Source organism: Pseudomonas sp. NPDC089547, from assembly GCF_050280665.1.
Lineage (GTDB): Bacteria > Pseudomonadota > Gammaproteobacteria > Pseudomonadales > Pseudomonadaceae > Aquipseudomonas.
Window position 1 is genome coordinate 125,804 of sequence record NZ_JBNNVS010000013.1, and the last position, 12,735, is coordinate 138,538.

Genomic DNA, 12,735 nt, shown 5'->3' on the forward strand with positions numbered 1-12,735 from the left:
GACCTCAGCGCCCCGCCCTTCAAGTGCAGCACGGACAAGCCGACCGGTGGTTGGGCTGCTATGTTTTCCCCATCGCCATGGAGGACCACCGGCATGCCCGCGCTACTGACGTTGCAAACTCCGCGCTTTAGCGACTACAACGAGCTGGTACAGGTGTGGGAGGACTCGGTACGCGCCACCCATCTGTTCCTGCCAGAAGGCTACATCCTGCTGCTGCGCGAGCACGTGCTGCGCCGCTACCTCGACGCGGTGATGCTGGTCTGCTGCAGGGACAGGCAACGCATCTGTGGTTTTGCCGGGGTCGCTAACGGCCGCGTGGACATGCTGTTCGTCGCGCCAGCCTACCGTGGCCAAGGGGTTGGCAAGCGCCTGCTGCACTACGCGATCGACGAACTGAACGCCGAACGCCTGGACGTCAACGAACAGAACCCGCAAGCCTTGGGCTTCTACCTGCATGAAGGTTTCGAGGTGGTTGGCCGCTCGGAAACCGACGGCCTGGGCCAGCCCTACCCGCTGCTGCACATGCACCTGCGCAAAACGGCGTAAATGACACAGATTCCCAGCCCCTCCACCGCTCAGGCAGGTACAATGCTGGCCTTTCCCTGCCTTTGCGAATTGCCGTCATGTCCGAACCCGTCCGCCTGTCCAAACGCCTTATCGAGCAGTTGGGTTGCTCCCGCCGCGAGGCCGAGTTGTATATCGAAGGCGGCTGGGTAACCGTCGATGGCATGGTCGTCGAGCAGCCGCAGTTCAAAGTCGACCAGCAGCGCGTCGAACTGCTGCCGGGTGCCCGCGCCGAAGCGCTGGAACCGGTGACCCTGCTGATGAACCAGCCAGCCGGTATCGACAGTGAAACCGCCCGCGCCAGCATGAACATGGGCAGCCTCAGCGAGGCTCACCGCGAAGGCGTGCGCGCCCTGCACGGGCATTTTGCCCGGCAGGACTGCGTGGCGCCGCTGGAGCGCGGCGCCACGGGCCTGCAGGTATTCACCCAGGACTGGCGGGTAACGCGCAAGATCAACGCCGACCTGCGCCGCCTGGAGCAGGAGTTCATCGTCGAAGTGCGCGGCGAAACCACGCCCCAGGCGCTGGAACGCCTGGCGCGCGGGGCTACGCGCAATGATCGCGAACTGCCCAAAACCAAAGCCAGCTGGCAAAACGAGACCCACCTGCGCATGGTGCTGAAAAACCCGCAACCCGGGCAGGTCGCCGAGCTGTGCGCCTACCTGCGCCTGGAACTGGTCAGCATGCGCCGCATTCGCCTGGGTGGCGTATCGATGGGCAAGCTGCCGCTGGGCCAATGGCGCTACCTGGCTACAACCGAACGTTTCTAAGCAATACGCCACGCACACGCGTGGCACCTGAACAGGATTCTGCAGCAATGAACCACAACGATGTCCTGCGCAGCCTGCGCTACATGCTCAAGGTGAACGACGCCAAGATGGCCGAGATCATCGGGCTTTCCGGCCTCGAAGTGCATCCCCTGGTGCTGGCCACCTACCTGAAGAAGGAAGAAGAGGAAGGCTTTGTGCGCTGCCCTGAACGGGTAATGGCGCATTTCCTGGACGGGCTGGTGATCTACCGCCGCGGCAAGGACGACAGCCGCCCACCGCAACCGGTCGAGCTGCCAGTGACCAACAACCTTGTCCTCAAGAAACTGCGGGTTGCTTTCGAACTCAAGGAAGAGGACCTGCACGCAATTCTCAAGTCGGTCAACTTCCCGGTCAGCAAGCCTGAACTCAGTGCGCTGTTCCGCAAGGCCGGCCATGACAACTACCGGCCGTGCGGCGACCAACTGCTGCGCAACTTCCTCAAGGGCCTGACCCAGCGCGTGCGCGCCTGAGTGGCCATGCAGCATACGGTTGCCCCGGTCGGTATCGTCCGCTCCTGCTTCAAGGAAAAATTCGCCATCCCGCGCCAGCCCCAGCTGGCGCCCGCAGCGCGCGGTGTGCTGGAGCTACTGCCGCCGTTCGACCAGGGTGATGCGGTTGAAGGCCTTGAGCAGGTCAGCCATGTCTGGCTGCTGTTCCTGTTCCACCAGGCCCTGGAAGACAAACCCCGCCTGAAGGTACGGCCACCACGCCTGGGTGGTAACAAGAGCATGGGGGTGTTCGCCACCCGCGCCACCCATAGGCCCAACGGCATCGGCCAGTCGGTGGTGCGCCTGGAGGGTGTGGAGCCTGGGCGCCTGCTGCTGTCCGGGATCGACCTGCTCGACGGTACACCGGTACTCGATATCAAGCCCTATGTGCCCTACGCCGACAGCATTGCCGGCGCCAGCAACCAGATGGCCAGCGCAGCGCCCGCCGCGATTGCCGTGGAATGGGGCGACAACGCCCTGCCCCAGGCCCGCGAGCATGCATTGCGGCTGGGCGAGCCGCTGGTGGAACTGATCGAGCAATGCCTGGCGCAAGACCCTCGGCCCGCCTACCAGCTGCCGCCCCCGGAGCGCGTGTACGGGGTGAAGTTCTGGGATGTCCAGGTGCGCTGGCATTACCCTCAGCCGGAGGTGATCCGGGTGTTGGAGGTAGTGTTGGCCTGACCTCGATTCAGGCCTGTTCGCTGTCCCTTGTAGGAGCGGCCTTGCGTCGCGACAGGGCTGCGTAGCAGCCCCGGCGATCTTGCAGGGTTTCGGAAATCCTGGGGCCGCTACGCGCCCCGATCGCGACACAAGGCCGCTCCTACAAGGGGAACGCATATGCATGAAAAAGGCGACCCGAAGGTCGCCTTTTGCGTTCTACTGCCCCGCGATCAGCGGGCTGGGCCTTCGGCGACGCCCAGGTCATCGGTAGGACGGGTATCGACCAGCGGTGCACCACCGGAAGCCAGTTCCGAGGCCAGCTTGTCGTTGTCCATTTCCTTGACCCACTTGGCCACGACCACGGTGGCAACGGCGTTACCTACCAGGTTGGTCAGCGCACGGGCTTCGGACATGAAGCGGTCGATGCCGAGGATCAGCGCCAGGCCGGCAACCGGCAGGTGGCCAACGGCCGACAGGGTAGCGGCCAGTACGATGAAGCCCGAACCGGTCACGCCGGCAGCACCTTTGGACGCCACCAGCAGCACCAGCAGCAGGGTGATCTGGTGGGTGATGTCCATGGTGGTGTCGGTGGCCTGGGCGATAAACACCGCAGCCATGGTCAGGTAGATCGAGGTGCCGTCCAGGTTGAACGAGTAGCCAGTCGGGATGACCAGGCCAACCACCGACTTCTTGGCACCCAGGCGCTCCATCTTGGCCAGCATGCGTGGCAGCGCCGATTCCGACGAAGAGGTACCCAGCACGATCAGCAGTTCTTCACGGATGTAGCGGATCAGCTTGATGACGCTGAAGCCGTGGGCGCGGCAGATACCACCCAGCACCACCAGCACGAACAGCAGGCAGGTGATGTAGAAGCAGGCCATCAGGTAGCCCAACTGCACCAGAGAACCCACGCCGTACTGGCCGATGGTGAAGGCCATTGCGCCGAAGGCACCGATCGGAGCCAGCTTCATGATCATGTTGATGATGTTGAACATCACATGGGCAAAGCGGTCGATCAGGTCCAGCACCGGCTTGCCGTAGCTGCCCAGGCGGTGCAGGGCGAAGCCGAACAGCACGGAGAACATCAGCACTTGCAGGATGTCACCGTTGGCGAAGGCGCCAACCACGGTGTTGGGGATGACGTTGAGCAGGAAGCCGACGGTGGTCTGCTGCGCGCCGGCGGCGGCGTAGGCAGCCACGCTGCTGGCGTTCAGGGTGCTGACGTCGATGTGCATGCCAGCGCCTGGCTTGACCACGTTGACGACGACAAGGCCGATGATCAGGGCGATGGTGGAGACGATTTCAAAGTACAGCAGCGCGTAGCCGCCGGTCTTGCCGACCGACTTCATGCTCTGCATGCCGGCGATGCCGCTGACCACGGTACAGAAGATGATCGGGGCGATGACCATCTTGATCAGTTTGACGAAGCCGTCACCCAAGGGTTTGAGGGCGACGCCCGTTTCGGGGTAGAAGTGGCCGAGCAGAATGCCGATGGTGATGGCAACGATCACCTGGACATACAGGGATTTGTACAGCGGCTGACGTGTCGTCATGGCTCATTTTCCTCAAGTGTGCCGGTTCACCCTTCCCAGGGTGATGGGGCACCTGAATCGCTAACCCTCCTGCACCTGGAGGGATTTGTCGTTGTGTTCGAGCTGCCTGGGCAGGCCTCTGACAGGATCAATAGCAAGGGTGGTGCCAAAATGCCCATGAAGGGTGCAAAGGCCGTGTTTGCTAGGGATAAATGCCCAACGACGGGGCGAATTGCCTGAGGAAGGCTGGCGGATTTCCGCCCGTTGGCGGGATTTGTACAGGGGTGTTGGCGGGAATCCGCCCTTTGTGGTTTGCCTGTGCCGGCCCTTTCGCGGGCTTGCCCGCTCCCACAGGGACCTTGCTGCATTCAGACCCTGTGCAATACCTGTGGGAGCGGGCAAGCCCGCGAAGAGGCCGGTACAGGTAAAGGAGTCACTCCAGATTGAAGGTGATCCTGAACGCCGCCCCACCCAAAGGCGAATCCCCCAGGCTCAACTCGGCGTCATAGCTGTCGACGATGTCCTTGACCACCGCCAACCCGATGCCCTGCCCCGGGTGCTGGCTGTCCAGCCGCTCGCCACGCTCCAGAATGCGCTCACGCTGATCGGCCGGCACCCCCGGCCCATCGTCCTCGATACACAAGGTGATCTGCCCGGGTGCGTGCTCCAGGCTCACCCGTACCTCTCCCAGGCTCAAGCGGTAGGCGTTTTCCAGCAAGTTGCCCAGCATCTCCAGCAATGCGCCCTGCTCCATCGGCACCTGCGCCGCATCGGGCAACGCCAGCGCCACGTTCACCCGCTTGTCCCGGTAAACCTTGGCCAAGGTGCTGCACAGGCTGTCGAGCAACGGCCGCAACCTCACGCTGTGACGCACCAGGCCACTCTTGCGCAGGCTGGCGCGTTGCAACTGGTAGTCGATCTGCTGGCTCATGCGCTCGATCTGGCTTTGCAGCACCCGTGCCTGCTCGCGTTCGCCGCTACGCTGCTGCAGGCTCTCGCCCACGCCTTGCAACACGGCCAACGGCGTTTTCAGGCTGTGCGCCAGGTCATCCAGCGAATCACGGTAGCGTGTGCGCTGCTCACGTTCACTGCGCAACAGGCGGTTGAGCGAACGGGTAAGGCGCAGCAACTCACGAGGGTGCTCGCCGCTCAAGCCATCGCGTGCTCCCGACTCCACCTCATCCAGCTCGTGGCTGAGCCGGCGCAGCGAGCGCAGCCCCCAGGTCAGGCCTGCCCAAAGCAGCGCCATCAGCGCCAGCAAGGCTGCACCGAAGCCAAGGTAGAGTTTTTCCCGCAGGCCATTGAGGGTGGCCTTGTATTCGCTCACCGGCTGCAGGGCGACAATGCTGTAGGCGGCGCTCTGGCCACCCAACAACTTGATCTCGACGTCGTAGACGAAGAACTCTTCGCCATCGGCCTGATGGATACGGGCAAACTCGTTGCCGCGCCCGTCGTAGCGTGGGCGGTAGTTGATGTGCCGGTCAGCGGTGGCCCGCGACTGCCAGACCAGGTTGCCGTCGCGGTCGAAGATGTAGCCGAGCAGGCCGGTGTACGGCAGGTTGTAACGCTCGTCCGGCAGCAGCGTGGGCATCTGCAACTGGCCATGCTCGATGCGTGCAGCGGAAATCAGCGTGGTCACATCCGAAGCCAGACGCTGCTCGATCGACTCCTGCAAGGCCAGGCTGAAGGCTTTCTGCAAGGCTGGCAGCAGCGCCAGCATGAACAACAGCGCCAGCACGGCGGCGGCCAGCATCAGGCGCACCCGCAGCGAGCGGATCATCGGCAGCGCTCGGTGAACAGGTAACCCAGGCCGCGCACGGTGTCGATGGGTTTGAAGCCGTTTTCGCCCTCAAGCTTACGGCGCAGGCGGCCTACCAGCACTTCGATGACATTGGGGTCGCGCTCCTCGTCGCCGGGATACAACTGCTCCATCAGGCGGTCCTTGGCTACCACCTGCTGATGATGGCGCATGAGGTATTCGAGAATGCGGTATTCGTAGGCGGTCAGCGCCAGGGGCTGTTCGTCGAGGGTCGCCTGCTTGCGGTTGAGGTCGAGCACCAGGGGGCCAGCGGCGATGGTCGACTGGGTGAAGCCGCTGGAGCGGCGTAACAAGGCATTCAGGCGCGCTTCCAGCTCTTCGAACTGGAACGGCTTGACCAGGTAGTCGTCGGCGCCGGCGGCCAGGCCTTCGACTTTGTCCTGCCAGTTGCCACGGGCGGTGAGGATGAGGATGGGGAAGGTCTTGTCCTGGCTGCGCAAGCGCGTGATCAGCTCCAGGCCACTGATGCCGGGCAGCCCCAGGTCGATGATGGCAAGATCGAAGTGATATTGCCCGGCCTGGTACAGGGCCTCTTCGGCGTCGGCGACGGCCTCGACCACATGGCCGCTTTCGCCCAGGCGGGTGTAGAGGTGATGGCGAAGCAGGGCTTCGTCCTCGACCACCAGCAGTTTCATGTGCAGCTCCTTATGTGTATTGCCTGTACCGGCCCTTTCGCGGGCACGCCCGCTCCCACAGGAATCGCACAGTTTCCAAGACTGGTGCGGTACCTGTGGGAGCGGGCGTGCCCGCGAAGAGGCCGGTACAGGATAGCGCGGCTCGCCCGTCAGAACTTGTAGCTAGCTGCCAGGTAAGTCTGCGCGCTGCTGGTCAGGCGCAGGGTGCCGTCCTTCGGCCCACCTCGCTCACCCACTTCGGTCGCGGCGTTGGTACGCAGGTAACGGTAGCCCAGTTCGACCGACGCCTTGTCGGTGATGTCCTGGATCACGCCGGCCTGCAGGCCGTAGGCGTAACCGTAGTCGGTATCACGGCTGGCACCTGGCGAGTCCTGGGTGAGCTTGGTCACGCCCAGGCTGCCACCGCCAAACAGCTTGGTGGTGTCACCCACCGGCAGGAACAGGTCATAGCTGCCCAGCAGGTTTTCCTGGCGCAGCTTGAGGCCGCTGTGGTCGCCCGAGACGTTGTCGTAGGTCATGTAGTAGCGGCCCTGGTCATTGATCTTGCCCAGGCGCACGCCCCAGGTGTCGTCCTTGCCAATGATGCCATCAGCGTTGAGGTTGTCGGTATTGCGCTGCAGCAGGCCCGACTTGCGAACCTTGTCGCTGGTCTGGCCGTAGGTCAGGCTGGCAAAGTTGTCATCAGCGGCCTGGGCAGTGGTGATGCCAGCGGCACAGACGGCCATGGCGGCAAGCAGGGTATTGAAGGTTTTCATGGCTGGGTACTCCAGTTGGGTGCGCTGTTTCGGTCTGGAAGCTAGAGTAAGCAGGGCACCCTGAACCGCGACTGAACCCTGGCTGAACCTCGGCTGAACGAACCGTCTGCAAGACAAGGAGTAGTAAACATGCGTGCCCTGCTGGCCCTGACCCTGATGTGCAGCGCCGCCCTCGCCCAAGCGGCGGTACAAACCCGTGAAATCCCCTACCAGGACGCCGACGGCAATCGCCTGGTCGGCTATTACGCCTACGACGACGCCGTCGAGGGCAAGCGCCCCGGCATTGTCGTGGTGCATGAATGGTGGGGGCTGAACGACTACGCCAAGCGCCGCGCCCGCGACCTGGCGGCACTGGGCTACAACGCGCTGGCCATCGACATGTATGGCGACGGCAAGCACACCGAACACCCGCAGGACGCCCAGGCGTTCATGGCCGCTGCAATGAAGGACCCCGCAAAGGCAGCAGCGCGCTTTGACGCCGGCCTTGAATTGCTAAAGCTGCAACCGAATACCAACAAGCATCAACTGGGCGCTGTCGGTTACTGTTTCGGCGGCAAGGTGGTGCTCGATGCCGCCCGCCGGGGCGAGAAACTGGACGGTGTGGTGAGCTTTCATGGCGCCCTGGCTACCCAGACACCGGCAAAACCTGGCGTGGTACGGTCCGATATCCTGGTCGAGCATGGCGCGGCGGACAGCATGGTCACCCAACAGCAGGTGGAGGCGTTCAAGGCGGAAATGGACGCGGCCAAGGTCAACTACGAGTTCGTCAGTATCGAGGGCGCCAAGCATGGGTTTACCAATCCGGATGCTGACCGCTTGAGCCATGGCGAGCATGGTGGGCCGGACATTGGCTATAACAAGGCCGCGGACGAAAGCTCTTGGGCGGACATGCAGGCGTTTTTCAAGAAGGTGTTCAAATAAGGATTGCAATGGGCCGCTTTGCGGCCCATTGCCAGGGCAGGCACAATAGCCCCATGAACACACTCCCCGCCTGCTGTTCCCCGCTTCAGCACCACTGGCCCTTGCCCCGCCCACTCCCCGGCGCGGTGCTGGTCAGTTGTGCCTTCGACCCCGCCCTCCTGGCACCTGATGACTTCCAGCGCGCCGGCATCGTGCCCAGCGCCAGCCTGCAACGCTCGGTAGCCAAGCGCCAAGCCGAATACCTGGCGGGCCGTGTGTGCGCGCGCGCCGCGTTGCAGCGCCTGGACGGGCGCGACTATGTGCCAGGTACTCATGAAGACCGCTCGCCCATATGGCCAGCGGGCATCCGCGGCTCGATCACCCATGGCAAAGGCTGGGCCGCCGCCGTAGTTGCCGCCGAGGGCAGCTGCCAAGGCCTGGGGCTGGACCAGGAGTCGCAGCTGGATGACGAGCGCGCCGAACGGCTGATGGGCGAAATCCTTACCCCGCCCGAGCTCGAACGCCTGGACCGTAGCCAGCTCGGCCTGACGGTCACCTTGACCTTCTCGCTGAAGGAAAGCCTGTTCAAGACCCTCTACCCGCTAACCCGCCAGCGCTTCTACTTCGAGCACGCCGAAGTGCTGGAGTGGTCCGCGGATGGCTTGGCCCGCCTGCGCCTGCTCACCGACCTGTCGCCACAATGGCAGCACGGCGCAGAACTGCAGGGCCAGTTCTGCCTGCAAGACGGCCACCTGCTCAGCCTGGTCAGCGTCTGACCCTTACAGCGGTGCCTGCTGGCGTGGCCAGCTCAAGCTGAAGCAGGCACCGCCCAGCGCCTCACTGCGCCCCACCGTGGCCCGCCCGGCGTGCCAGTAGATGATCCGCCGCACAATCGACAGGCCCAGGCCATGCCCACCCGAGGCCCGGGTACGGCTGTCGTCGAGGCGGGTGAACGGGGTGAAAATACGGTCCCAGAAACCCTCGGGGATGCCTGGGCCGTCGTCTTCCACATCAATACGGCAGCGTTGCTGCCCCAGCTGGTAGGTCAGGCGCACTTCGGACTCGGCGTGGCGCATGGCATTGCCTACAAGGTTCTGCAAGGCCCGATGCAGGTAACGTGGCTCGGCCTCGACCCACGCGCCTTCGGCATCCGCACCCTGGCAGTCGCCACGCACCACCCGCACCTCGGCACGCAACGGTGCCAGCTCTTCGATCACGCGGTCCAGCAAGGCATCCAGATCGACCCGCTGAAACTTCAAGGCCGGCGCGCCCTGCTCCAGGCGGGCATAGGTCAGCATTTCGTCGACCAGCTTGTCGAGGTCCTGGATATCGCCATCCATGCCCGCCAGGTGCTTGGCCCGCGCCTGTTCGGTGGTGGCCGTTTCGATCATCTCCAGGCCAAAGCGCAGGCGCGCAACCGGGGTGCGCAGCTCGTGGGACACCGCCCGCACCAGCTCGCGCTGCATGGTCAGCGAGCGCTGCAGGTGCTCGGCCATGCCATTGAAGGCGGCGGCCAGGCGCCCTACCGAGTCAGCGTCGCCGGCCGGCACTCGGGTGTCCAGGCTGCCCTGGGCGATGCGGGTGGCGGCAACCTCCAGGCCCGACACGCGGCGCTCCAGCTGGCGCACCAGCAGGTAGACCACCAGGCCGATCAGGCACAGACCCAGAAAGGCAATCAGGATCAGCAACTGCGGCGGGTAGGGGTTGAGCTGGTACAACGGGCCGATCTCCAGCACCCAAGGCGAACCTGATAGCCCGGCAAATACACGGATCGAATCGCCATCCCTGCCCAGCGCCATCACGGTGTCGCCCTCCTCGACCCGACGGCGCTGGTCATCGTCCAGGCTTACCCGCTCGATGCGCTGGAGGGCGACACCAAAGCCGAAGCCCTTCTCCTGCTTGATCTGTGCAAGCCGTTGCTGCTGTTCGGTTACCGGGTAGCGCACCAGCTCATCGGCCAGCAGATACAGGGTAGCCCGCGCCAGCTGCTCGCTGATCTGTTTGATCTGCGCCACCAGCATGAGGTCTTCCTGGCCAACCTTGCGTAGCACTTGTGCCGCATGCGGGCCAGTCTTTTCCACCACCACCAGGCCACGGTACAGCCGCGCCCGCTGGCCGCCATCGAGGGTGCGCGCCGTGATGGGTTGCAGCGCCAGCGGCACGCCCAGCAGGCGCTCCCAGATCAGCAGCGAGCGCTTGCGTTCGGTGTCGTTCTGCTGCGCGAGGTTGTCGGCCATCAGGCTGAAGGTGCCCTGGGCCAGGCCCTCGCGGTGTTGAGCGGCGCGTACTTCGTTCACCAGGTGCAGGCTGAGTACGCCGAGCAGCGCCACCAACACCAGCACGGCCAGCATGCCACCGTAGATACGCAGGAAGATCGAGTTGTTCATGGGGCCTCGCCAACGAACAGGTAGCCCTTGCTGCGCAGGGTCTTGATCAGGCGCGGCTGAAGTGGATCATCGCCGATCTTGGGGCGGATTTTAGAGATGCGGATGTCGATGGACCGGTCCTGGCCGTCGTAGCCCACGCCGCGCAGCGCGGTGAAGATCTGCTCGCGGGTAAGTACCCGCCCAGCGTTGCTGGCCAACAGCCAGAGCAGGTCGAACTCGGCGCCGGTCAGCTCGATCAACTGTTCGCCCAGGCGCGCCTCGCGCAGGCGGTTGTCGATACGCAGGGCGCCGAAGGCCAGGTCCTGGCGCTTGTTGTCCGCGGCCTCGCTGCGGCGCAGCAGGGCCTGGATTCGCGCCAGCAGCAGCCGTGGGCGTACCGGTTTGCACACGTAGTCGTCAGCCCCCAGGTCCAGGCCCTGGACCTGGTCGAGTTCGTCACTGCGGGCAGTGAGCATGAGGATCGGGCCGGGGTACTGGCTGCGCACTCGGCGGCAGATGCTCAGGCCGTCTTCGCCGGGCAACATGAGGTCGAGGATGACCAGGTCGGGCTGGCTGTCGACGATGCGCCGTGCGGCGCGGGCACCGTCGCCCTCGACGCTGACCTCGTAGCCGTTGGCCTGCAGGTACTCGGCGGTGAGTTCGGCCAGGCGCTGGTCGTCTTCGACGATGAGGATGCGGGGGGTGGGGTGGTCCATGGCCTCTGCCTTTAATTGTTGTTTTTCTGTTGCCTGTGCCGGCCCCTTCGCGGCTAAAGCCGCTCCCACAGGTGCTGCACAGGTTTCAAAAGCGGTGCGATCCCTGTGGGAGCGGGTTCACCCGCGAAGGGGCCGGCACAGGCAACATAACCCTTTAACCAAAAGGCAACATCCCCCTCGGATACTACGTCCCACCATAAGCACTGCCAACCCGCCCACAGGCCCCTCGACTGAACCGTTTTTTGTGGTAGGGTGCGCCCCCGAAAAAAACTGCCCTGGGGCAGCAAGGCGCAGAAAAATACTGCAAACCACTTGGCACAAGGCCTACAGCGAATACTCACCATTCACTCACAAAGTACGCACACGTTATCCACAGGCGCTCGCCTTGCAAAGCCCCCAATACCGCATTATCTTGTATCCCGATCGCAGCGAACCACTAGATGTTGGGGTTCGTGCAAAATCACACACAAAAGTCAACCCGCAAGATAAAGCTATTTTCCGGGCTGAACTTCAGGTGATTTCAGCAGCCAAACCGCTCCTGCGGAGGCGACCGAGGCAAGCCCATCCAGGGCGTTGTTCGGGTATGAGTGTTGTAGGCACCGCCTGGCACTCATCAGCACCGGTTTTTGGGGTTTCATGCCCAGAACCTTTGACTTCGGCCAGGGAGCGGCAAGCTATTGCCCCTTATTCCTGAGTCTGTCCCGAAGTCGGTACGCCCACGCGGGCGGATGCGCATGCATTGCGCATCCCCGCCGGGCAATCGAGCAAGTGGACGGAACGGTGGGCGCCCAAAAGGCGCCTGAACAATATAGAAACTGTGGAGACACCCACCCATGCAAACCGACACAACTCGCGAGAACCCGCAAGCCAAGGTGCCGCAGGCCGCCGATTCCAACCAGGATCTGGCCGCCACCGCCCCTGGCCAACTGCGTGTGATCAAGCGCAACGGCACTGTCGTCCCTTACACCGACGACAAAATCACCGTGGCCATCACCAAGGCGTTCCTCGCAGTTGAAGGCGGCACCGCTGCCGCTTCGTCGCGCATCCACGACACCGTCGCGCGCCTGACCGAACAGGTTACCGCCACGTTCAAGCGTCGCATGCCATCGGGTGGCACCATCCACATCGAAGAAATCCAGGACCAGGTCGAACTCGCCCTGATGCGTGCCGGTGAGCAGAAAGTCGCCCGCGACTATGTGATCTACCGCGACCAGCGTGCGAAAGAGCGCGCCACCCGTGCCAACACCGACTCGGTGGTCGAGCCGCACCCGAGCATCCGCATCACCCTGGCCGACGGCAGCCTGGCGCCACTCGACATGGCCCGCCTGAACACCATCATCAACGAAGCCTGCGAAGGCCTGGCCGAAGTCGATGGCGACCTGATCCAGCGCGAAACCCTGAAGAACCTGTACGACGGCGTGGCCATCAAAGACGTCAACACCGCCCTGGTAATGACCGCCCGTACCCTGGTAGAGCGCGAGCCGAACTACT

The 12,735-nt window shown here is 63.8% G+C and carries 13 protein-coding genes; 7 read left to right on the plus strand and 6 right to left on the minus strand.

Features of this window, described 5'->3' with window-relative positions; all coding sequences use genetic code 11:
- Positions 1–93 precede the first annotated feature (93 nt).
- From ACQKPZ_RS12095 to tsaA, 4 genes are all read left to right on the plus strand, one after another.
- On the plus strand, positions 94–546 hold the full coding sequence (locus ACQKPZ_RS12095; protein ID WP_427538115.1) for a GNAT family N-acetyltransferase: 453 nt from the start codon (positions 94–96) through the stop codon (positions 544–546).
- Positions 547–623: 77 nt separating this feature from the next.
- Positions 624–1,334 (plus strand): rRNA pseudouridine synthase, encoded by a 711-nt coding sequence (locus ACQKPZ_RS12100; protein WP_427538119.1) that lies wholly within the window; start codon positions 624–626, stop codon positions 1,332–1,334.
- A 47-nt stretch (positions 1,335–1,381) separates the two neighbouring features.
- Entirely contained in the window at positions 1,382–1,843 is a 462-nt protein-coding gene (locus tag ACQKPZ_RS12105) for a DUF1456 family protein (RefSeq protein WP_427538122.1), read from the plus strand.
- 6 nt (positions 1,844–1,849) lie between these two features.
- Positions 1,850–2,542 carry a tRNA (N6-threonylcarbamoyladenosine(37)-N6)-methyltransferase TrmO gene (gene tsaA, locus ACQKPZ_RS12110; RefSeq protein WP_427538125.1) on the plus strand — a complete coding sequence of 231 codons (693 nt, stop codon included), beginning with the start codon at positions 1,850–1,852 and terminating at the stop codon, positions 2,540–2,542.
- A gap of 209 nt (positions 2,543–2,751) precedes the next feature.
- Here the strand turns inward: tsaA and ACQKPZ_RS12115 are convergent, their stop codons facing one another.
- From ACQKPZ_RS12115 to ACQKPZ_RS12130, 4 genes are all read right to left on the minus strand, one after another.
- Positions 2,752–4,074 carry a dicarboxylate/amino acid:cation symporter gene (locus tag ACQKPZ_RS12115; protein WP_427538128.1) on the minus strand — a complete coding sequence of 441 codons (1,323 nt, stop codon included), beginning with the start codon at positions 4,072–4,074 and terminating at the stop codon, positions 2,752–2,754.
- 412 nt (positions 4,075–4,486) lie between these two features.
- Positions 4,487–5,833: an ATP-binding protein gene (locus ACQKPZ_RS12120; RefSeq protein ID WP_427538131.1), complete on the minus strand. Its 1,347-nt coding sequence runs from the start codon at positions 5,831–5,833 to the stop codon at positions 4,487–4,489.
- Positions 5,830–6,507, minus strand: coding sequence for a response regulator (locus ACQKPZ_RS12125; protein ID WP_403199489.1), 678 nt, complete (start codon positions 6,505–6,507; stop codon positions 5,830–5,832). The genes ACQKPZ_RS12120 and ACQKPZ_RS12125 overlap by 4 nt, the downstream gene beginning before the upstream one ends.
- Positions 6,508–6,656: 149 nt before the next feature.
- The gene (locus tag ACQKPZ_RS12130) at positions 6,657–7,262 is read right to left on the minus strand and encodes an outer membrane beta-barrel protein (RefSeq protein ID WP_391127129.1); all 606 of its coding nucleotides are present in this window, start codon (positions 7,260–7,262) and stop codon (positions 6,657–6,659) included.
- Between the two features lie 129 nt (positions 7,263–7,391).
- Here ACQKPZ_RS12130 and ACQKPZ_RS12135 point away from each other — a divergent pair, with 129 nt between their 5' ends.
- On the plus strand, positions 7,392–8,183 hold the full coding sequence (locus ACQKPZ_RS12135) for a dienelactone hydrolase family protein (RefSeq protein WP_427538134.1): 792 nt from the start codon (positions 7,392–7,394) through the stop codon (positions 8,181–8,183).
- A gap of 53 nt (positions 8,184–8,236) precedes the next feature.
- Positions 8,237–8,938: a 4'-phosphopantetheinyl transferase family protein gene (locus ACQKPZ_RS12140; protein ID WP_427538137.1), complete on the plus strand. Its 702-nt coding sequence runs from the start codon at positions 8,237–8,239 to the stop codon at positions 8,936–8,938.
- 3 nt (positions 8,939–8,941) lie between these two features.
- Here ACQKPZ_RS12140 and ACQKPZ_RS12145 read toward each other — a convergent pair whose 3' ends face one another.
- Together ACQKPZ_RS12145 and ACQKPZ_RS12150 are read right to left on the minus strand one after the other, a co-directional pair.
- Positions 8,942–10,549, minus strand: a complete 1,608-nt coding sequence (locus tag ACQKPZ_RS12145; protein ID WP_427538140.1) for an ATP-binding protein — start codon at positions 10,547–10,549, stop codon at positions 8,942–8,944.
- Positions 10,546–11,244, minus strand: coding sequence for a response regulator (locus ACQKPZ_RS12150; protein ID WP_427538143.1), 699 nt, complete (start codon positions 11,242–11,244; stop codon positions 10,546–10,548). Before ACQKPZ_RS12150 ends, ACQKPZ_RS12145 begins: the two co-directional genes overlap by 4 nt.
- Positions 11,245–12,077: 833 nt before the next feature.
- On the opposite strand from ACQKPZ_RS12150, the gene ACQKPZ_RS12155 reads away from it, so the two are divergent.
- Positions 12,078–12,735, plus strand: a 658-nt coding sequence (locus tag ACQKPZ_RS12155; protein ID WP_427538146.1) for an ATP cone domain-containing protein, incomplete at its 3' end; no start/stop codon positions are given.

What these genes read in the sequence shown, in the direction of transcription:
- ACQKPZ_RS12140 (WP_427538137.1), top strand. Translation starts at nt 8,237, where the DNA reads ATGAACACACTCCCCGCCTGCTGTTCCCCGCTTCAGCACCACTGGCCC.
- ACQKPZ_RS12105 (WP_427538122.1), top strand. Translation starts at nt 1,382, where the DNA reads ATGAACCACAACGATGTCCTGCGCAGCCTGCGCTACATGCTCAAGGTG.
- ACQKPZ_RS12095 (WP_427538115.1), top strand. Translation starts at nt 94, where the DNA reads ATGCCCGCGCTACTGACGTTGCAAACTCCGCGCTTTAGCGACTACAAC.
- tsaA (WP_427538125.1), top strand. Translation starts at nt 1,850, where the DNA reads ATGCAGCATACGGTTGCCCCGGTCGGTATCGTCCGCTCCTGCTTCAAG.
- ACQKPZ_RS12115 (WP_427538128.1), bottom strand. Translation starts at nt 4,074, where the DNA reads ATGACGACACGTCAGCCGCTGTACAAATCCCTGTATGTCCAGGTGATC.
- ACQKPZ_RS12135 (WP_427538134.1), top strand. Translation starts at nt 7,392, where the DNA reads ATGCGTGCCCTGCTGGCCCTGACCCTGATGTGCAGCGCCGCCCTCGCC.
- ACQKPZ_RS12150 (WP_427538143.1), bottom strand. Translation starts at nt 11,244, where the DNA reads ATGGACCACCCCACCCCCCGCATCCTCATCGTCGAAGACGACCAGCGC.
- ACQKPZ_RS12100 (WP_427538119.1), top strand. Translation starts at nt 624, where the DNA reads ATGTCCGAACCCGTCCGCCTGTCCAAACGCCTTATCGAGCAGTTGGGT.
- ACQKPZ_RS12130 (WP_391127129.1), bottom strand. Translation starts at nt 7,262, where the DNA reads ATGAAAACCTTCAATACCCTGCTTGCCGCCATGGCCGTCTGTGCCGCT.
- ACQKPZ_RS12145 (WP_427538140.1), bottom strand. Translation starts at nt 10,549, where the DNA reads ATGAACAACTCGATCTTCCTGCGTATCTACGGTGGCATGCTGGCCGTG.
- ACQKPZ_RS12120 (WP_427538131.1), bottom strand. Translation starts at nt 5,833, where the DNA reads ATGATCCGCTCGCTGCGGGTGCGCCTGATGCTGGCCGCCGCCGTGCTG.
- ACQKPZ_RS12125 (WP_403199489.1), bottom strand. Translation starts at nt 6,507, where the DNA reads ATGAAACTGCTGGTGGTCGAGGACGAAGCCCTGCTTCGCCATCACCTC.